This is a genomic window from Noviherbaspirillum massiliense JC206 (assembly GCF_000312045.1).
In the GTDB taxonomy this organism is placed as follows: domain Bacteria; phylum Pseudomonadota; class Gammaproteobacteria; order Burkholderiales; family Burkholderiaceae_D; genus Noviherbaspirillum; species Noviherbaspirillum massiliense.
This window is the reverse complement of sequence record NZ_HE978634.1, coordinates 895,013-914,829: the sequence shown is the minus strand read 5'-3', so window position 1 is coordinate 914,829 and position 19,817 is coordinate 895,013. Positions and strand designations below refer to the sequence as shown.

General features: G+C 60.7%; 20 protein-coding genes. 8 read left to right on the top strand and 12 right to left on the bottom strand.

Annotated features, from left to right (window positions below; genetic code table 11):
• Positions 1-71 precede the first annotated feature (71 nt).
• From HGHM_RS04640 to HGHM_RS04625, 4 genes are all read right to left on the bottom strand, one after another.
• A complete protein-coding gene (locus HGHM_RS04640) occupies positions 72-266 on the bottom strand; it encodes a Trm112 family protein (protein ID WP_026075702.1) in 195 nt (64 codons plus the stop codon).
• Positions 247-1,242 (bottom strand): tetraacyldisaccharide 4'-kinase, encoded by a 996-nt coding sequence (lpxK, locus tag HGHM_RS04635; RefSeq protein WP_019140344.1) that lies wholly within the window; start codon positions 1,240-1,242, stop codon positions 247-249. Before lpxK ends, HGHM_RS04640 begins: the two co-directional genes overlap by 20 nt.
• A 141-nt stretch (positions 1,243-1,383) precedes the next feature.
• Positions 1,384-1,812, bottom strand: coding sequence for an ExbD/TolR family protein (locus HGHM_RS04630; RefSeq protein ID WP_019140343.1), 429 nt, complete (start codon positions 1,810-1,812; stop codon positions 1,384-1,386).
• A gap of 21 nt (positions 1,813-1,833) precedes the next feature.
• Positions 1,834-2,439, bottom strand: coding sequence for a MotA/TolQ/ExbB proton channel family protein (locus HGHM_RS04625; RefSeq protein WP_019140342.1), 606 nt, complete (start codon positions 2,437-2,439; stop codon positions 1,834-1,836).
• A gap of 311 nt (positions 2,440-2,750) precedes the next feature.
• On the opposite strand from HGHM_RS04625, the gene xseA reads away from it, so the two are divergent.
• Complete coding sequence (gene xseA / locus HGHM_RS04620; protein WP_019140341.1) at positions 2,751-4,112, top strand: exodeoxyribonuclease VII large subunit; 1,362 nt, start codon at positions 2,751-2,753, stop codon at positions 4,110-4,112.
• Between the two features lie 158 nt (positions 4,113-4,270).
• Entirely contained in the window at positions 4,271-4,849 is a 579-nt protein-coding gene (locus HGHM_RS04615) for a superoxide dismutase (protein ID WP_019140340.1), read from the top strand.
• Between the two features lie 124 nt (positions 4,850-4,973).
• Here HGHM_RS04615 and HGHM_RS04605 read toward each other — a convergent pair whose 3' ends face one another.
• Genes HGHM_RS04605 through tcuA form a run of 3 tightly spaced genes read right to left on the bottom strand, consistent with a single transcriptional unit; the run spans position 4,974 to position 8,588 of the window.
• Positions 4,974-5,954, bottom strand: coding sequence for a tripartite tricarboxylate transporter substrate binding protein (locus tag HGHM_RS04605; RefSeq protein WP_019140338.1), 981 nt, complete (start codon positions 5,952-5,954; stop codon positions 4,974-4,976).
• Positions 5,955-6,010: 56 nt separating this feature from the next.
• On the bottom strand, positions 6,011-7,132 hold the full coding sequence (gene tcuB, locus HGHM_RS04600; protein ID WP_407635405.1) for a tricarballylate utilization 4Fe-4S protein TcuB: 1,122 nt from the start codon (positions 7,130-7,132) through the stop codon (positions 6,011-6,013).
• Positions 7,133-7,172: 40 nt separating this feature from the next.
• On the bottom strand, positions 7,173-8,588 hold the full coding sequence (tcuA, locus tag HGHM_RS04595; RefSeq protein WP_019140336.1) for an FAD-dependent tricarballylate dehydrogenase TcuA: 1,416 nt from the start codon (positions 8,586-8,588) through the stop codon (positions 7,173-7,175).
• Between the two features lie 198 nt (positions 8,589-8,786).
• On the opposite strand from tcuA, the gene HGHM_RS04590 reads away from it, so the two are divergent.
• Complete coding sequence (locus HGHM_RS04590) at positions 8,787-9,473, top strand: GntR family transcriptional regulator (RefSeq protein WP_019140335.1); 687 nt, start codon at positions 8,787-8,789, stop codon at positions 9,471-9,473.
• A 37-nt stretch (positions 9,474-9,510) separates the two neighbouring features.
• Here the strand turns inward: HGHM_RS04590 and HGHM_RS04585 are convergent, their stop codons facing one another.
• The 3 genes from HGHM_RS04585 to HGHM_RS04575 all read right to left on the bottom strand — a co-directional run bounded on the left by HGHM_RS04585 (position 9,511) and on the right by HGHM_RS04575 (position 11,990).
• Complete coding sequence (locus HGHM_RS04585) at positions 9,511-10,248, bottom strand: ribonuclease activity regulator RraA (RefSeq protein WP_019140334.1); 738 nt, start codon at positions 10,246-10,248, stop codon at positions 9,511-9,513.
• A 105-nt stretch (positions 10,249-10,353) separates the two neighbouring features.
• Positions 10,354-11,220 (bottom strand): fumarylacetoacetate hydrolase family protein, encoded by an 867-nt coding sequence (locus HGHM_RS04580; RefSeq protein WP_019140333.1) that lies wholly within the window; start codon positions 11,218-11,220, stop codon positions 10,354-10,356.
• Between the two features lie 23 nt (positions 11,221-11,243).
• A complete protein-coding gene (locus tag HGHM_RS04575) occupies positions 11,244-11,990 on the bottom strand; it encodes an SDR family oxidoreductase (RefSeq protein ID WP_019140332.1) in 747 nt (248 codons plus the stop codon).
• Between the two features lie 155 nt (positions 11,991-12,145).
• On the opposite strand from HGHM_RS04575, the gene HGHM_RS04570 reads away from it, so the two are divergent.
• Positions 12,146-13,075 carry a sugar kinase gene (locus HGHM_RS04570; RefSeq protein WP_019140331.1) on the top strand — a complete coding sequence of 310 codons (930 nt, stop codon included), beginning with the start codon at positions 12,146-12,148 and terminating at the stop codon, positions 13,073-13,075.
• Between the two features lie 113 nt (positions 13,076-13,188).
• Here HGHM_RS04570 and HGHM_RS04565 read toward each other — a convergent pair whose 3' ends face one another.
• The gene (locus HGHM_RS04565; protein WP_019140330.1) at positions 13,189-13,983 is read right to left on the bottom strand and encodes a FadR/GntR family transcriptional regulator; all 795 of its coding nucleotides are present in this window, start codon (positions 13,981-13,983) and stop codon (positions 13,189-13,191) included.
• Between the two features lie 197 nt (positions 13,984-14,180).
• Positions 14,181-14,939: an SDR family NAD(P)-dependent oxidoreductase gene (locus HGHM_RS04560; RefSeq protein WP_026075700.1), complete on the bottom strand. Its 759-nt coding sequence runs from the start codon at positions 14,937-14,939 to the stop codon at positions 14,181-14,183.
• A 350-nt stretch (positions 14,940-15,289) separates the two neighbouring features.
• Here HGHM_RS04560 and HGHM_RS23805 point away from each other — a divergent pair, with 350 nt between their 5' ends.
• From HGHM_RS23805 to HGHM_RS04540, 4 genes are all read left to right on the top strand, one after another.
• Complete coding sequence (locus HGHM_RS23805) at positions 15,290-15,424, top strand: hypothetical protein (protein WP_281004495.1); 135 nt, start codon at positions 15,290-15,292, stop codon at positions 15,422-15,424.
• 41 nt (positions 15,425-15,465) lie between these two features.
• Entirely contained in the window at positions 15,466-17,193 is a 1,728-nt protein-coding gene (locus HGHM_RS04550; RefSeq protein ID WP_019140327.1) for an IlvD/Edd family dehydratase, read from the top strand.
• A 128-nt stretch (positions 17,194-17,321) separates the two neighbouring features.
• Positions 17,322-18,404, top strand: coding sequence for an ABC transporter ATP-binding protein (locus HGHM_RS04545; protein WP_019140326.1), 1,083 nt, complete (start codon positions 17,322-17,324; stop codon positions 18,402-18,404).
• Positions 18,405-18,461: 57 nt separating this feature from the next.
• Positions 18,462-19,778 carry an ABC transporter substrate-binding protein gene (locus tag HGHM_RS04540; RefSeq protein ID WP_019140325.1) on the top strand — a complete coding sequence of 439 codons (1,317 nt, stop codon included), beginning with the start codon at positions 18,462-18,464 and terminating at the stop codon, positions 19,776-19,778.
• The last annotated feature ends 39 nt before the right edge of the window (positions 19,779-19,817 follow it).

Below are 19,817 nucleotides of genomic sequence, written 5' to 3'. Positions count from 1 at the left end.
TGTGCAGTGCGGGAAAAGCATCTTCCCGAATGCTGGGGCCGCTCATTCGAACAGCCTCTTTTCCTTCCGGCTCAGTCGCCGGAGCGTACCGGTTCGGCTGGAGCGTTCAGGTCGCGGGCCTGGTCGGCCCACATGATTGGGATGCCATCGCGGATTGGATAGGCAAGCTTGTCCGGGTTGCAGATCAATTCCTGCGCAGTCTTATCGTATTTCAGCGGGCCCTTGCAGATCGGGCATACGAGAATATCAAGCAATTGGGCGTCCACGAAATTTCTCCACAATTTGTTCAGCCAGCGAACCGGCAATGCAAGCGGCCACAGGCACGACCCAGATGCGAGGATCGTCTTTCAATGCAGCATTCTGGCTACATTTTACTGCATCCTTCTCTGTGATCAGAATGATATCGGCTTGCATTCCGGCAAATGGATTGTCGAGAAAGTCGTAATGGTCCGGCAAGGGCATCTCCACAATTTCCAGTCCGGCCTTGCGCAACATGGTGAAATAGCGGGAAGGATTGCCGATGCCTGCGGCCGCAACAATTCTTGGCTGGCCTGCATTGGGGGAGGGAGCAGCGAAGCTTGAGAGCGGGACGCGTCGCCGGTCCGCCAATGCCTCGGCAAATTCTCCATTGAGTAACATCTGTGTCGTGTATTGCGGCATGCCTTCAGGCAGGTCTTCCGCATTGACAACGGTGAAATCCCGCCGCCGTGAGGCCGGCTCGCGAAGCGGTCCTGCAGGCAGCAGCCAGCCATTGCCCTTGCCGCGCGCATCGAACAGAACGATTTCAACATCGCGCTGCAGTGCGTAATGCTGCAAGCCGTCGTCGGAGATAATCAGGTCGACTTCGGGATGTGCCGCAATCAGGGCTCGAGCCGCAGTGACGCGGCCGCGCCCCACCACGACAGGACAATTCGCGCGCCGCGCTATCAGCAAAGGCTCGTCGCCGACTTCCCGCGCAGCAGAGTCGGGGCCGATCGCCTGATATCCTTCATTTGAAGAGCCGTAGCCGCGGGATACCACGCCAGGCCGGTATCCCGCGCGTCGCATCGCTTCAACCAGCCAGATGGTGAAAGGTGTTTTGCCGGTGCCACCGATGAAGATATTTCCGACCACGAGCACCGGGACCGGCAGGCGCGTGGACCGCAGCACCCCCGCTGCATACAAGCCGCGTCGGAGCGCCCCAAGTGCACCGAACAGCAGCGACAGCGGCCACAGCAGGCATGCCACGAGCCCGCGCCGCATCCATGCACGCATCAGGAAGGACTCGAGGGCGGAACGTCGGGAAGACAAGAAATGCTTTCGTGGTCTGGCGCGGCGGCTAAAAGTTCACTGCAGGCCGCGACAGGCATTGGCCGGACGCAGGTTTCCTGCAGCCGCTACGCATCATTTCTTGCCGCTCGTCTGCGCGGCGAAGGTGACTTTTTCAAATCCGGCAAGCCGGGCGGCTTCAAGGACATTGATCACCGACTGATGTGCTGCAGTGGCATCCGCATTGATGATGACGACCGGGTCAGTCTTCGAGTGGCCATTGGCAGCCAGCCGCATTTCATCAGCCAGCGTCGCGGCATTATGCGCGGCGACTTTTGCATTGTTGACTGCATAACGGCCCTGCGCGTCGACCGCGACATTGATCTCGAAAGGCTGCTCCACTGCCTTTTCTGCATCTGCGGTAGGCAGCGTGATCTGCAGCGCGGTGAATTTGCTGTAGGTAGTGGTGACCATCAGGAAGATCAGGATCACCAGCAGGACGTCGATGAATGGGATCAGATTGATATCGGGATCGTCTCGGCCTTTGCCCCTGCGGAAATTCATTGCTGCGTCTCTTTCGCCAGATTACTTGCGTGCATCATGCACGATATCGACAAACTTCACCGCCTGCTGCTCCATCTCGACAAGGAAGCCGTCGACTAGTGCGCGGAAATGGCGGTAAAACACCAGCGAGGGCATGGCAATCGCAAGACCGAAGCCAGTGTTGTACAGTGCGACGGAAATGCCATGCGCAAGCTGGGCCGGATTGGCGCCCACCGCGTTCTGGGAGCCGAAAATCTCGATCATCCCGACCACCGTGCCGAACAGGCCCATGAGCGGGGCAAGAGTGGCAATCGTGCCGAGCGTGGTGAGAAAACGTTCCAGTTCATGCGCCGTTCCGCTGCCCGCTTCCTCGATCGATTCCTTCATCACTTCGCGCGGTGCGTTCATGTTGCGCAGGCCGGCAGCAAGCACCTTGCCCAGCGGGGAATTCTGTTCAAGATTGGCAATCACATCCGGCGCGACCTTGCCGTTGTGATAAACGCGGACGACTTCGTTGAGGAGATTCGGCGGCAAGATGCGCTTGCGCCGCAGGTACAATACTCGTTCGATGATCAATGCCAGTGCGATGACGGAGGCAATCAAAAGAGGCCAGATTGGCCAGCCGGCGGCTTGGAGAATGGCGAGCAAAAGAGGCTCCTAGGTTCAATTCAACTGGATGCAGAATGTAACGTGTTGAGCCGCCAGGAGCAAGCCTCTCCGGAAAGAATCCAACAAATCAGTTCTACACGATTTTTGTGGATAAGCTTGTGGGCAATCAAACCTGCATACCGAGAAGTATTTGATTTCAAAAGATTTTGTTTTTCTGACTGGAAATTGGGCGCTATGACCAGCCCTTTAAGAATCAACCACTTAAAAAAATTCCTTGTGCCTGCTCTAGCCTGCACGGCTCACATCGAGATTCACCGCCTCTGTGGAGAGGTTCTGATACGGGAGGCTGCATGAATGACAGGACCACGTTAGACGCGAAGGATGCGGGGCCGCCTGTCCTGACAGTTTCGGCACTCAACCAGGCCGTCGCGAACATGCTGGAGCGCAGCTTTCCGCTGGCCTGGGTCTCGGGTGAAATTTCGAATTTCACCCGGGCGGCGTCCGGGCATTGGTATTTCACGCTGAAGGACAATGCCGCACAGGTGCGCGCCGTGATGTTTCGCGGCCGTGCGCAATATGCCGGCTTCACGCCGCGCGAAGGTGACAAGGTTGAGGTGCGTGCGCTGGTGACGCTGTATGCGCCGCGCGGCGATTACCAGCTCAATGTGGAAGCGATCCGGCGCGCCGGCGTCGGCAACCTGTACGAGGCATTCCTGCAGCTGAAGGAAAAGCTGAATGCAGAAGGCTTGTTCGACCCGGCCAGCAAGCGCGCACCACCCGTATTTGCCCGCACCATAGGCATCGTCACCAGTCCGCAGGCTGCGGCCTTGCGCGACGTGCTGACCACGCTGCGCCGGCGGGCGCCCCATGTGCAGGTCATCCTGTATCCGGCACCGGTACAGGGCGAGGGCTCCGCGCAGAAGATTGCGCAGGCGATCACGACGGCATCGGCGCGCGCCGAATGCGATGTGCTGCTGGTGTGCCGCGGCGGTGGCAGCATTGAAGACTTGTGGTCATTCAACGAGGAAGTCGTTGCCCGGGCCATTGCGGGCTGCGCAATCCCGGTGATTTCCGGTGTCGGACATGAAACCGATTTCACGATCGCCGATTTTGCAGCCGACCTGCGCGCACCGACACCGACCGCCGCTGCGGAAATGGCAGCGACGCCGCGCGTCAATTGGCTGGCAGCGCTGGAAGCGCATGCCGACGATCTCACGCGGGCAATCCGGCGCCGCCTTGCGGACACGAGCCAGACGCTCGACTGGCTCTCCCGCCGCCTCGTCAGCCCCAGTACCTACATTGCGCATGAGCGTTTGAAACTGCGCGAATTGCAGACACGCCTGGCGCATGCAACCCGCACGCCCCTGAGCCAGGCACGATTTGCGCTGACCCATCTGCAAACCAGGCTGGCGGCAAGACTGCCCGATACCCGAGCCCGCCGCGTCCTGCTGGCAGACAACGGACGCCGCATGGCATCGCACATGACGCATCATCTGGAGCGGCGACGGCAAGCACTGTCCGCACTTGCGGCGCAACTGGAATTATTGAATCCGCAGCGTACGCTTGAGCGCGGATACGCCATGGTGACCGATGCCAAAGGCAGGCTGGTGCGCGCACCGAAAGACTTGCATCCGCAACAAACTGTCACGCTACGGCTGGCGGATGGCACTGCGGAAATCGGCATTGCCAGCGTGCAGCCGACGCTGGAGTAATGCGCTGCCCGGTGCGGGCTTGCCAATGCTTCGCCGAAAAGCCATCCGGGCACTCTTTGTGATCCGTCAAGCGCTCCGCCTAATGCAGGCGAACCGCATCCGACTTACAATTGAGGTCTTTCAAAAAGAACATCCCTCAACAATAGAAAGGACACATCATGGAACATACTTTGCCACCCCTGCCCTACGCGAAGGACGCACTGCAGCCGCACATGTCGGCAGAAACCCTGGAATACCACTACGGCAAACATCACCAGGCTTACGTCACCAACCTGAACAACCTGATCAAGGGCACCGAATACGAAAACATGCCGCTTGAAGACATCATCCGGAAATCGTCAGGCGGCGTTTTCAACAACTCCGCCCAGGTCTGGAACCACACCTTCTTCTGGAACTGCATGAAACCGAACGGCGGCGGCGCGCCCACCGGCCCGGTAGCGGACAAGATCAACGCCAAGTGGGGCTCGTTCGACAAGTTCAAGGAAGAATTCAACAAGTCCGCCGTCAGCAACTTCGGCTCTGGCTGGACCTGGCTGGTCAAGAAAAGCGACGGCTCGGTGGATATCGTCAACACCTCCAACGCCGGCACGCCGCTGACGACCGCGGACAAGCCGCTGCTCACCTGCGACGTGTGGGAGCATGCCTATTACATCGACTACCGCAACGCCCGCCCGAAGTTCGTCGAAGCCTTCTGGAACCTGGTGAACTGGGATTTCGTGGCGAAGAACTACGCCTGATTTCCGTTCCCGGACGGGTCCAAGTAAAAAAGCCTGCGAAACCGCAGGCTTTTTTTCATCTGTGCTTCCGGAATCACGCTCGTCCGGAAACAGGCCGGCCAAGGTGATTCCGGATCGAACTCCATTAATCAACGGTAGCATCGGACTCCTTGGCGACCTTGGTCCACTTCGCGGTTTCCGACTGAATGAAGGAAGAGAGCTGCGCCGGCGTCATGTTGCCAGCGGTGACCCCTTGCTCTTCGAAATGCTTCAGGACGTCCGGTTGCTTCAGGACCTTGCCGAGTTCGGTGCTCAGGCGCTGCTCGATCGCCTTTGGCGTGCCATGCGGCGCCATCAACGCAAACCAGGTCGTGACTTCATACCCTTTTACGCCAGCCTCGTCCATCGTCGGAACGCCGGGATAGGCGCCGGAACGTGTCTTCGTCGTGACCGCAAGGGCCTTCACTCTTCCGCCGCGCACATGCGGTGCCGCTGAAGGACTGGTTTCGATTGCCATCTGGATCTGGCCTCCCACCAGGTCTGTCATCATCGGGGCGCCGCCTTTATAGGGGACATGGGTGATGTCGGTGCCGGTCATGGAACGGAACAGCGCTCCCGAGAGATGCTCCGTGCTGCCGGTGCCTGCGGAACCGTAATTGACCTTGCCCGGGTTAGCCTTGATGTAGGCAATCAGCTCAGACACGGAATTTACCGGAACCGACGGATTTACCAGCAACACATTCGGTGTCAGCGCGACCAGCCCCAAGGGATCCATATCCTTCTTGAAGTCATACGGAAGCTTCTTGTAGATGCCGGGCGCCATCGTATGCGCTACGGTTGCCAGGAAAAGCGTGTATCCATCCGCCGGCGACCTCACGACGCTGGCAGCTCCAATCGTCCCTCCGGCGCCGGGACGGTTGTCGACCAAAACGGTCTGGTGCAATTCCTCGCCGAGTTTCTGTGCCACGATGCGGCCAAGGATGTCGGTGGTCCCGCCTGGCGCAAACGGCACGACGAGCGTAATCGGCTTGCTTGGCCAATTATCGGCGGCAAAGGTCGGCGCGGCAGCGGCCACGGCTGCGCCAAAGAGCGCGGTGAGTACGGTGCGTCGGGATACAAGTTTCATGCTGTCTCCTGTTAGTTGGTTGCAAGAACGAGAAAAGTTGCGAAGTGTCGGTCGCCTCAGTCTGAACCGAGCTGCAGTCGGTTGGGTTGCCGCTTCTCGATGGCCGACTTGAGCAAGGCCGCAGTACGGTAAATGCCATGCGCGAACTTCCCGTAAGGCAGTGTCGCAAACAGGGCCATGATGATTCCCAGGTGCACGGCGAGCAGCACCGGCATCGCTGCCGTTTCGCGCCATGCCAGCAGAGCCAGTCCGGTCGCGCTTGCCAGCAGCAGCAAGGCGATGAAACCGCGGTCCATCGGGCGCTGATTCACGTCGCCCTGCTGCGGATGGCGATGCAGGTTCAGCCAAAGCAGCCCGGCAGGACCGATCAAGAGGCCGATGCCGCCGAGGACGCCGAGGATCACCGGCAAACTGGTCAAGGCATACGGCGCATGCAGGCCAAGCACGTAGTGGTAGAGGGTCGCGACCGATGTGGATGCGAAGCACAGCATGAAGCCGTAGAAGGTGAAGTGATGGAAACGCCGGCGCGCCAGCGTAAATTTATCGTCCGCTTCATTGCAGCCCTCTCCATGCCCGCCATCGAGGTAAGTCAGCGTCAGCACATTTCTTGCGGCTTCACCAACGGCCGGCGCGGTCGCATGGCCCGGCGACACCTTGCGCCAGAATCGCGTGACACCCATCCCCAGCGCAAGGACCGCAAATCCGAATACCGCACCGAACATGCCTGCCATCAGGTTGTGGGGAAAGACTGCATAGAAATTACCCGCGAGCTGCGCCTGCAGGAGCGAACCATTGCGTGCGATGGCAAGGATCAGGAACAGCGCGAGGCCGGCAGCCATGGCGAGCGCAACCGCGAGGCCATTGCGCTTGTATAGCGCACCCAGCGCAGGCGGCCATGCGTAGGCGGCATAGGTATCGCCGCGCACCTTGGCCATGGCTTGCGGGACATTGACGGCGAATTCATGCGGCGGCGCATACTGGCATGCGTGCAGGCAGGCGCCGCAGTTATGGCAGAGATTCGCGAGATAGTGGATGTCGGCCTTGCCGAATTCCAGACGGCGCGTCATTGCCGGGAATACCGCGCAGAAGCCTTCGCAGTAGCGGCACGCATTGCAGATTTGCATCTGACGATTGACTTCCGCTTCGTTTTCGCTCAACGCCAGCGACTGCACGGGCATGGCGTGCGCCTTTTCGACGCGTGCTTCCTCGATGAGCGCCTCAAGCTGCTGCATATTCCGTATCCTTCTGCTTGATCTTCATGGCGGCCTGTGCCGCCTGCGTGCCTGCGATCCGGCCGAAGGCCGTGCCGATGGACATGCCGACGCCGGCGGTATAGCCTTTGCCGAGCACATTTCCGGCCATCATTTCGCCGGCCACGAATAGATTGGGACTGGGTTCGCCGCCAAAGTGGACGGCGGCCTGTTCATTGACCTTCAGGCCGAGATAGGTAAACGTAACGCCGGGCCGCAGTGCATAGGCATAGAACGGTGCCGTGTCGATGGGCCTCGCCCAATGGGTCTTGGACGGCGTGAGCCCTTCGGTGTGGCAGTCGTCAAGCACCGCGTGATCGAAGGTGCCGACGCGGCAGGCGGCGTTGTAGTCATTCAAGGTGCGCATGAACGTCTGTTCGTCCAGGCCAAGCTTCTGTGCCAGTTCGGGCAGCGAGGCGGCCTTCACGCCCGGGAATACCGGCGGCATGAAGCGGCCGATGGCCTTGCTGTCGATGATGGAATAGCCGATCTGGCCCGGCTGCTGCGCGACGAGGCGGCCCCAGATCGCGTAGCGCTTCGGCCAGAAATCCTCGCCTTCGTCATAAAAGCGCTCGGCGTGGCTGTTGACCACGACGCCGAGCGATACGCAATCCACCCGGGTGCAAATGCCGCCGTCGTACAGCGGCGCACGTGCATCGATCGCCACCATGTGCGCCTGGGTTGGATCCCCGATCGCATCGGCGCCGGCATCGATCATGAACTTCAGCAGCGTGCCCTTGTTGAAGCGGGTGCCGCGGATCAGGAAATTGTCGGCGACCCATTCGCCGTTGATCTGGCCCCAGGCTTCGCGCAGCCACTCGCGGTTCGATTCGAAACCGCCGGCTGCCAGCACGCAGGTGCGCGCTTCGATGCGCTCGCTGCCGATGCGCGCCGCGACGAAACGGCCCTTATCCAGTTCGATCGCATCGACCGGTGCGTTGTAACGAATCTGCACGCCCAGGGCTTCGGCACTGCGGTAATAGGCATTGACCAGCGCCTTGCCCCCGCCCATGAAAAACGCATTGGTCCGTGCAACGTGCAGGGCGCCCGACAGCGGCGGCTGGAAATGCACACCATGCTTGCGCATCCAGTCGCGACAGGATGACGAGGCGCGGATCACGAGGCGCGCCAGTTTTTCGTTAGTGATGCCGCCTGTGACTTTCAGCAAGTCCTGCCAGAACTCTTCCTCAGGATAGGAATCGACCAGCACATCCTGCGGACCGTCATGCATGCAGCGCAGGTTGCGGGTGTGCTGCGAATTGCCGCCGCGCCACTCGCGTGGGGACGCTTCCAGCAGCAGGACGCTCGCACCAGCCTCGCGCGCCATCAGGGCGGCGCAGAGCGCGGCATTGCCTCCCCCGATCACCAGTACATCAAATTTCACCTGGAACTCCGTTTTGCTGGATGGTTAATGTATACAAAAGTATGCACTATCTCAAAGGCAATGTATACATTCGCATGCAAAAGATTTTTTCCCGCATTATCATGGCATTAGTGACAAAATGCGGGCTTGCTTGCCAGCTGTCCTGTCCGGCGCCTGCGGGCTGCACTATCCACGATTCTTTTCCATTGAAAACACCCGATGACTTCAGAACGCCTCGCCAATCCGCCTTTCCGGCAAGCCGAAAAAGCCTCGGTGCCCCGTGGGGAACTGGTCTACCGTCAGATACGGGATGCCATCCAGTCCGGCGAATTGACGCCGGGCACGAGAATGCGGGAAGTGGAACTCGCGCAGTGGCTGGGAACCAGCCGCACGCCGGTTCGTGAAGCGCTGGGACGCCTGCTGAATGACGGTTTGGTCGCCAACGATCCCGGGCGCGGCATGATCGTCACCGAGCTGGACCATCAAATGGTCGACGAGCTTTATGTCATGCGGGAAGTGCTGGAGGGAACCGCGGCCGGCCTCGCGGCCAGGAATGCGACTGACACCGAAATTACCATGCTGCGCAGGATCGCCGAAAAGGATCGCGAAATCGGCCCCGACTCCGCCGCGCTATCCACCAACAACAAGCTTTTTCACGACACCCTTTATCTCAGTGCGCACAACCGCTATCTGCTGAAAACGCTGAGCACCTTGCGCGAGTCGATGGCGCTCCTGGGCCAGACCACTCTGGCATTGCCGGGGCGCTCGGACACAGCCATCGACGAACACGAGGAAATCGTCTCCGCCATCGAGCACCGCGATCCGGCTGCAGCCGAATCTGCAGCACGCTCCCACATTCGGGCAGCGTATCGGGCCCGCATGCAGGTGCTCTTCGAAAAAAAATAAGCCGGCGTGCCGGCTTATTTTTCGATGGGATGCAGTATCAGGACTTTCCGCCCGATTTCTGCGCCGCTTTTTGCGCCTCATAGCGCGCCTTGTTTTCGGCATTGGGCGGGTAAAGACCGGGCAAGGGCACGCCGCGCTCAACTTCCTGCATGATCCAGGCTTCCAGGTTTTCCTGCTCGGAAGCTGCTGCAACCACTTCATCAAGCAAGGCTGCCGGAATCAGGACCGCGCCGTCGGCATCGACCACCACGACATCGTTCGGGAATACCGCCACGCCGCCGCAGCCTATCGGCTCCTGCCAGTTCACGAAGGTCAGCCCCGCCACTGAAGGCGGCGCCGCCACACCCCGGCACCAGACCGGCAGGCCGGTGTCGAGGACACCTGCCACGTCGCGCACCACGCCGTCGGTGATCAGCGCCGCGACCCCGCGCTTCTTCATGCGTGCACACAGGATGTCGCCGAAGATGCCGGCATCGGTCACGCCCATCGCATCGACCACCGCGATGCAGCCTTCCGGCATCGCTTCGATCGCCGCCCGCGTCGAAATCGGCGAGGACCAGGATTCCGGCGTGGCAAGGTCTTCCCGGGCCGGTACGAAGCGCAGGGTGAAGGCGCGCCCTACCAGGCGCGGCTGGCCCGGCCGCAGCGGGACGGTTCCGCGCATCCATACATTGCGCAGGCCTTTCTTGAGGAGGACAGTGGTCAGCGTGGCCGTCGATATACCGGACAGGGCCCGGATGATTGTCGGATCGAGAGGAAGTGCTGGGGTTGTCATTGAAAATTTCTCCGACAGGAATATGTTAAAGGAAGACGCTGGTACCGGACCAAATTGGTCCTGGCGAGCGGCGTAGCCGAAGCGAATTCCGCTTCGGCTGCATGGTCAGTCATCAATCAATGCAGGATTCCACGCATGCACCGTCTGGTTCTGCTCGCCCAGGCCGGCAATGCCCAGCCGCATGGTATCGCCCGGTTTCAGGTAAACCGGCGCGGGCTTCTGCCCCATGCCGACTCCGGGCGGTGTCCCGGTGCTGATGATATCGCCCGGATAAAGCGTCATGAAGCGGCTGATGTAGCTGACCAGTTGGGCGACACCGAACACCATCGTTCTGGTATTGCCGGTCTGGAAGCGGCGGCCGTTCACGTCCAGCCACATGTCGAGGTTCTGCGGGTCCGGCACTTCATCGGCAGTCACCAGCCATGGCCCCACCGGGCCGAAGGTATCGCAGCCCTTGCCCTTGTCCCACTGGCCGCCGCGTTCGAGCTGGTACTCGCGCTCCGAAATGTCGTTGCACACGCAATAGCCGGCCACGTATTGCAGCGCCTCGGCTTCGGATACATAGCGCGCCTTGGTACCGATTACCACACCGAGTTCCACTTCCCAGTCGGTCTTGACGGAGCCCTGCGGCAATACCACCGGATCGTTGCAGCCGATGACCGCATTGTTCGTCTTCAGGAACAGGATCGGCTCCTTGGGCACCGGCATCCCGGACTCCGCGGCATGATCCGCAAAATTCAGGCCGATGCAGATGAACTTGCCGATCCCCGCATAGGGCGGTGCAATGCGCCCCGGCTTTTCCACCACCGGCAGGCTGTTGGCATCGACTGCAGCCAGCCTTGCCAGCCCTTCCTTTGACAGCATTGCCGCGGTAATGTCGGGCACCACTTTCGACAAGTCGCGTACCCGCCCGTTGCCATCGACCAGCGCGGGCTTTTCCTGCCCTTTCGCCCCGTAACGCATCAATTTCATTCCGTGTCCCCTTTTCATTCAAATCAGTTTGACCACCCGCCGTCGATCACATGGGTGGTCCCGGTTGTGAACGCGCTTTCATCCGAGGCGAGATACACCGCCAGCGCAGCGATTTCTTCAGCCTTGCCGAGACGTCCCAGCGGCTGGCGCGCGACAAACGCCGCTTCCACCGCCTCCGGGCTCTGGCCGCTATTGCGCGCCTGTGTCTCGATCCGCTGCCGCAAGGACGGTGATTCTATCGTCCCCGGGCAAATCGCATTGCAGCGCACGCCGCGCGCGACATAATCCGCCGCCACCGACTTCGTCATGCCGATCACGGCCGCCTTGGTGGCGCCGTACACGAAGCGGTTCGGCGCACCCTTTATGCTGGAAGCGACCGAAGCCATGTTGATGATCGATCCCTTGCCTTGCGCCACCATGCCGGGCAGGAAAGCGCGCATCAAACGATACATGGAGCGGACATTAAGATCAAATGATAAATCCCAGGCATCCTCATCGCATTCGAGGATGGTGCCGTGATGCACGAATCCGGCGCAATTGAACAGCACATCGACCGGACCGATCTCCTGCGCCAGGGCAGCGACTGCGCCGGCATCGGTCACGTCCAGCCGGCGCACGGTGCAGCCGGCAAGCGTGTGCAAGAGGGCATCATTGATATCGGTGGCAATCACGCGTGCACCCTCGCGCGCGAATGCTTCAGCAGTGGCCCGTCCGATGCCCTGTGCAGCTGCGGTGACCAGTGCGGTCTTGTTAGCCAGGCGTTGTGCCATACGATCAGCCTCCATTGTCGTCAAGCGGATCTCGTATGATAAATTGGTCAGACCACTTTATGAATTGATCCATTTCAAACCGCATAAGAACGCCGGGATGAGGGGACTGCCATGGACGATAATGGCTCCTTCAGCTGCATGGAGGGAGAACAGCCGTGAATTTCGACCTGATCGCCCTGGGCGAGCCGTTGATCGAGTTCAACCAGACCACGCCCGGTATTTCGCTCTATCGGCAGAGCTTTGGCGGCGACACGTCGAATACCGTTATCGCTGCCGCCCGCCAGGGCGCGCGGACTGCTTACCTGACGCGGATCGGGGAGGACGATTTCGGCCAGATGCTGCTCGACCTTTGGCAGCGCGAAGGCGTGGCGACCAAGCATGTCATGCGGGATGCGGATTTCCATACCGGCATCTACTTCGTCAGGCACGATACGCTTGGCCATCACTTCAGCTACCTGCGCGCCGACTCGGCCGCCAGCCGCATGACGCCGGACAATCTGCCGCTGACGCCGGTCGCGCAGTCGAGCTGGCTGCATGTGTCAGCCATTTCACAGGCGATCAGCCCCGAGGCCTGCGCCACCGTTGCTGCCGCCATCGAACTGGCTCGTGCCCACGGCGTACGTGTCAGCTATGACGCCAACCTGCGGCTGCGCCTGTGGCCGCTGGAGCGCGCAAAAGCAGTGATCGAGTCGAGCATAGGCCGGACCGATCTGTTTCTGCCCAGCCTCGAGGAAGCGCAAACCCTGTCCGGCGTATCTGAAGTACCGCAACTCTTCGACTGGTGCTTCGCACACGGCGCCCGGACCGCAGTCCTGAAATGCGGCGCCGATGGTGCCTGGTTCGCCGAGCGTGGCGGTACTCCCCAACACGTCCCGGCGCTTCCGGTCGTCCCGGTCGATGCGACCGGAGCCGGCGACTGCTTTGATGGCAGCCTGCTGGCTCGTCTTGCAGCGGGCGACAGGCTCGCCGATGCTGTGCGTTATGCGAATGTCGCGGCGGCCTTGTCCACCCAGGGCTGGGGAGCGGTCGAACCGATCCCGTATGCGCCACAAGTCATGGCGGCCCTGGCCGGGCAAATATCCTGACTTCAGCAGGATATTCCCGAACCGGGATTTATCGAATGCAGTCGGCCCGGGTTCCCGGTACCTTCACTACTCTTGCCCATATCGATTTACGTACGCTCTTTTGTTCTTGAAATTCATGCCGCCTTTCTACGCGTTCCCGCTGTTCTCGGCTTTGCAACTGGGGCAGGTGAACGCCTGACCTGGCGAGCCGGCTCGCGTGCCTTCCTGGGAGCACGGGTCAGACTGGAGGTCAGACGCTTGTAGGCGATATCCATGTGCCGCTGCATGGCAGCCCTGGCCCCTGCCGCATTCTTTGCGCGCAAGGCCTTCAATACCTCCCGGTGCTCGGCGATCGCCTGGGCCCAGACCTCGGCCGTCTCGAAGTGGCTGTCCAGCTGGTCGAACAAGGGGCCGAGGCGGGCATCGAACAGACGCTTCACCACACCGACCAGCACGCAATTGCCAGTCGCCTCCGCCATCCTGACATGGAACAGGCGATCCGCTTCCAGCGGCTTCCGGCCTGCGCGGGCGTCCCCCTCCATCATCTCGATCGCTTCCGCGATCGCATCGAACTGCGACTTGCGCCCGACCCTGGCGGCGGTTGCCGCGATCTCGCCTTCGATCATGGCACGGGCACGGATCAGCTCCAGCGGTCCCTCTTCCGCCGACAGGTCGAATCCCGAGGCCTGGCTGGACGGGATTTCGCATACGTAGATCCCGGAGCCCATGCGCACTTCGATATATCCTTCGACCTCCAGCGCAATCAGGGCTTCGCGCAATGACGGCCGGCTGACCCCGAGCTGCGCCGCAAGGTCGCGCTCGGCAGGCAGCCGGGATTTCACCGGGAATTCTCCGGCAATAATCAGTGCGCGTAACTGGTTGCTGATCTGGCGGTAAAGTCTCTGCGATTCGACTGCTTGAATGGGCATGAATGTGTTCCGTTTCTTGATGCTCGGTAGATGCAGCTGCTTCGCACTCCGTCAAACAAATTCGCAGACCGCGGCTACATGCAGCACGCGGTACCCCACCCCATGCTTGCATGTCTCGACAGGCTCGACTCATCCTTCTGCTTGCTCGAATATCCGCAGGTACTAGCCGGCAACGAAATATGGATCGGACTTATTCATCAATATGTTGCCCTGCCGCCGGAAATATCGAACACCGCACCGGTGGAAAAGGAGCACTCTTCCGACGCCAGCCATGCCACCAGCGCCGCGATTTCCTCCACCTTGCCGAAGCGGTTCATCGGGATCTTGGACAGCATGTAATCGATATGCTGCTGGGTCATCTGTGCAAACATGCCGGTGTGCACCGCCGCCGGGGTAATGCAGTTGACCGTGATTCCGGTTTCCGCGAGTTCCTTGCCAAGCGATTTCGTCATTGCGATCAGGCCCGCTTTCGATGCGCTGTAAGCGGATGCATTCGGATTGCCTTCCTTGCCGGCGATCGAGGCAATGTTGACGATGCGGCCGAAATTCTTCGCGCGCATGTGAGGCACGACGGCACGGCAACACAGGAAAGGGCCACGCAGATTCACGCTCATCACCTTGTCCCAGTCGTCCACCGGGTACTCCCACAGCACCGTGTTCGGCCCGGTGATGCCTGCGCTGTTAACCAGGATATCAATGCCGCCGGAGACCCGCAGACTGGCATCGCATGCTGCCGCGACCGCGGCCGGGTCGGCGACGTCCACGGCAATGACATGCGGCGGCTTCGGGCCGAATGCATTCCGCGCCTGCTCGAGCGCCGCCGTATCGCGATCCCAGAGGCTGACACTTGCGCCACCCTCTGCGAGCCGCTTCGCAATTGCCAGCCCGATGCCGGCTGCGCCGCCGGTAATCAGCGCATGGCGCCCTGAAAAGTCGTAACGGGCATGCTCCCCCATCTCTTCCCTCTTCGCAAAATATGGAGCGGTGGCACAAAGTGGCCTTACCAGTCCGGCAAGGCCCTGCATTGTATGCAGCGCCTTCGCCGAATGTCCATAGCCGGGGCCGGGCAATCCGGTACGCGGACCATGCCGCGGGCAAATCATTTGTGATTAATCAAATATCCAGCCATTTTGATGCGCAGATAATTCGAAGCGGACCACAATGCTGAAATTGGCTGGCGCAAGCCGCCTAGATTGGTAATACCACTTTACCTATTCGTGCTTTTGCGGTTTGTCGCTTCAAACAAGCTGGATGAACTGAACCGACGAGTTCATCGGCATTTTGGCTAGCAGGATGAGGAGACGCAGTGACACACGAGATATCGATTCCGATGCAGTCCAGCGGCATCCCGGATACCGCTTCCGGCAAGTCAATCAAACGTGAAGACCATGGCTTTGGCGAAGATGCATTTGCACTGTCGATCCTCGGCCTTATCTCTTGACCTTTGCAAGAGAGACCAGCAGCAAAACGAAGGGAGAAAGCATGACCGATTCCAAGCGCCCATTGCGCCGCAGCCAGGCCTGGTTCGGGCGGCATGACCGTGATGGCTTCATTTACCGATCCTGGCTGAAGAACCGAGGCATTCCGCATGACCAGTTCGACGGCCGGCCGGTGATCGGCATCTGCAATACCTGGTCGGAGCTTACGCCCTGCAATTCGCATTTCCGCACACTCGCGGAGCAGGTCAAGATCGGTGTCTGGGAAGCCGGCGGCTTTCCGCTGGAATTCCCGGTGATGTCGCTCGGCGAAACCTTATTGCGGCCGACGGCCATGTTGTTCCGCAATCTCGTCAGCATGGATGTCGAGGAATCGATCCGAGGCAATCCGATCGATGGTGTGGTTCTGCTGATGGGATGCGACAAGACTACGCCTGCCCTGATGATGGGTGCCGCTTCCTGCGACCTGCCGACCATCGGTGTCTCGGGCGGACCGATGCTCAACGGGAAATACCGCGGCGGTGAACTCGGCTCCGGCACCGGCGTCTGGCAGATGTCGGAAGAAGTGCGGGCCGGTCGCATGGCGCAGGAGGAATTCTTCGAAGCCGAAAGCTGCATGCACCGCTCGCACGGTCATTGCATGACGATGGGCACTGCCTCCACCATGGCCAGCATGATAGAGGCGCTGGGCATGAGCTTGCCCGGTAATGCCGCCATTCCCGCCGTTGACGGACGCCGTAATGTGCTGGCGCGGGCCTCCGGTCGGCGCATCGTGGAAATGGTGAAGGAAGACCTGACGATGTCGAAGATCCTGACCCGTGCCGCCTTTGAAAACGCAATCCGGGTCAACGCTGCCATCGGTGGCTCGACCAATGCCGTCATCCATCTGCTGGCGATTGCCGGGCGCATCGGCGTCAACCTCAGCCTGGAAGACTGGGATGCACTTGGCCATGACCTGCCCTGCCTGGTCAACCTGCAGCCGTCGGGGCGCTACCTGATGGAAGATTTTTTCTATGCCGGCGGGCTGCCGGCAGTGATCCGCGAACTGAAGCCGGTGATCAACGGCGATACGCTGACGGTCAACGGAAGAACACTGTGGGACAACTGCAAGGACGCATCGAACTGGAACCGCGACGTGATCCATGCGTACGAGCACCCCTTCAAAGAGCGCGCAGGGATTGCCGTCCTGCGCGGCAACCTTTGCCCGGACGGCGCGGTGATCAAGCCGTCCGCGGCGACGCCCGCCCTGTTGAAGCTCCGGGGGCGCGCCGTCGTGTTCGAGAACAGCGACCACATGCATGAAAGGCTCGACGACGAAAGCCTGGATGTCGACGAGAACTGCGTGCTGGTCCTGAAGAATTGCGGCCCGAAAGGTTATCCCGGCATGGCAGAAGCCGGCAACATGCCGCTGCCGCCGAAAGTCCTGCGCAAGGGCATTACCGACATGGTGCGCATATCCGACGCACGCATGAGCGGCACCGCCTATGGCACCGTGGTCCTGCATGTGGCGCCGGAGGCAGCGGCGGGTGGGCCACTGGCACTGGTGCGGGACGGCGACATGGTGGAACTGGATGTGGAAGCGCGCAAGCTGCATCTGGACGTGAGCGATGAAGAGCTGGAGCGGCGCCGCGCGGAATGGAAGGCGCCGGAGCCGCCGATGGAAAGGGGCTGGACCCGGTTGTATTTCGAGCGTGTCCAGCAGGCCAATCGCGGCGCAGACCTGGATTTCCTGGTCGGCAAGAGCGGCGCGGGCGTGCCGAAGGACAATCACTGACGATGTCCATCACGGATGGCCACCCGCAAGCGCAGCGGAAGACGGTCATACGCAGCGATCGAAGGCAGCTGAAGCAATAAAAAAATACGAAACCGCAAACGGAGTGGGAAGAGGAGTGAGGAGACAACATGGCATCCGTGCAGATACAGGCAGTCCAGAAATACTTCGGTTCCACCCAGGTGATACGCGGCGTCGATATCGACATCGACGACGGCCAGTTCGCAGTATTGGTGGGACCTTCCGGCTGCGGCAAATCGACGCTGCTGCGCATGCTGGCGGGACTGGAAGAAATCAGCGAAGGCGAAATTGCGATCGGCGGCAGGGTCGTCAACAACATGCAGCCAAAGGAACGCGACATCGCAATGGTATTCCAGAACTATGCGCTGTATCCGCACATGACGGTGTTCGACAACATGGCGTTTTCCCTGCTGCTGGCAAGAAGCGACAAGGCAAGCATCCGCCAGCGGGTAGAAAAGGCGGCGGACATCCTCGGCCTGAAAGACCTGCTGGATCGCTATCCGCGCCAACTGTCGGGCGGGCAGCGTCAGCGTGTCGCCATGGGCCGCGCCATCGTGCGCGATCCGCAGGTATTCCTGTTCGACGAGCCGCTGTCCAACCTGGATGCCAAGTTGCGCGTGCAGATGCGTACCGAAATCAAGGAAATGCACCAGCGTCTGAAAACCACCTCGGTGTACGTGACGCACGACCAGATCGAAGCCATGACCATGGCCGATCAGATCGTTGTGATGCGCGACGGCGTGGTCGAGCAGCGCGGCAAGCCGCTCGATTTGTATGACCGTCCAGCCAACCTGTTCGTCGCCGGCTTTATCGGCTCTCCGGCGATGAATTTCATTCCCGCCACGCTGCGCCGCAAGGGCATGGATGCGGAGGTCGAATTTTCCGATGGCACACGCCTGCCAGTGCCGACGAATGTCGAAGGCATGGACGGGCAGAAGGTCATTTATGGCGTGCGCCCGGAGCACTTGGCGCTCGGCCAGCCCGGCGACGGCATTCCGACCGGCGTGATCGTGGTGGAACCAACGGGCGCCGACACCCAGGTGTATTCCCGTTTTTGCGGCACCGAACTGACTTCGGTGTTCCGTGAGCGCCACGACTTTACTGCCGGCGACTTGATCCATCTGCGCCCCGACCATCAGCAGACGCATCTGTTCGATGCCGGAACCGGTCGCGCACTGGTGCAGCATGATTGAAAGGCAGGCCCACACAACCGCAGGGGACTTCGTCCCGATAACCAAGGAGTAGGAGACATGAGCCAATTTACAAGACGCGATTTCCTGATATCCACCGCAACCGTCGCCGCAGCGTCGGCCCTCGGCGGCACAGCCTTTGCCGCGGCACCCGGCAACTTGCGCTATACGCCGGAGAAAGGCGCGAAGCTGCGCGTGCTGCGCTGGAAGCGGTTCGTGCAGGGCGATGAAGACACGTGGATAGCCAACACCAAGAAATTCACCCAGCTGACCGGCGTCGATGTCCGCATCGACAACGAGAGCTGGGAAGATGTCCGACCCAAGGCGGCCGTGGCGGCAAACGTTGGCAGCGGACCGGACATCATCATCGGCTGGTTCGACGATCCGCATCAGTACCCGGACAAGCTTGTCGACCTGACCGACCTGGCCGGCTATCTCGGCAACAAGTACGGCGGCTGGTATGACGTCTGCAAGAAATACGGCACCCGCGACGGCAAGTGGATCGGACTGCCATTGGGCGTGATCGGCAATGCCTTGGTCTACCGTGAAAGCCATATCAAGGCGGCGGGCTTCGATTCCATTCCAAAGGATACAGCCGGCTTCCTGAAGCTGTGCCAGGCATTGAAAGCCAAGGGTACGCCTCCCGGATTTGCCCTCGGGAAAGCAGTAGGCGACGGCAACAACTGGGCACACTGGTTGCTGTGGTCGCATGGCGGCAAGCTAGTCGACGACAAGGGCAATGTGGTGGTCAATTCTCCCGAAACGGTTGCCTCGCTCGAATACGCCAAGGAGCTTTACCAGACCTTCGTGCCCGGCACGCTGTCCTGGCTGGACCCCTCGAACAACAAGGCCTTCCTGGACGGCCAGGTCAGCCTGACCGCCAACGGCATCTCGGTCTACTATTCCGCCAAGAACTCGCCCGACCCGAAATTGCAAGAGATGGCGAAGGACATCCAGCATGCACGCTTCCCGATCGGTCCCGTCGGCAAGCCGACCGAACTGATGCAATTCACCCAGTCCATGCTGTTCAAGTATTCCAAATATCCGAATGCGGCCAAGGCTTATCTGCAGTTCATGATGGAGTCCGACCAGTACAACCCCTGGATGAAGGCGGCCATCGGTTATGTGTCCCAGCCGCTCAAGGCCTATGAGTCCAATCCGGTCTGGACCGAGGATCCGAAGCACACGCCTTACCGCGATGGCGCCTCGATCATGCTCGACAACGGTTATTCCGGCCCGCTCGGCCTGGCATCTGCTGCGGCAATGGCGGACTACATCGTGCTCGACATGGTGGCGGAAGCCGCCAGCGGCGCGAAGACGCCAAAGGAAGCAGCCGCACGCGCAGCAAGCCGCGCCGAACGCTATTACAAGGTCTGAGTGCGGAGATCGCCGTGTCCCGAGCCAGAGATTCGTTGA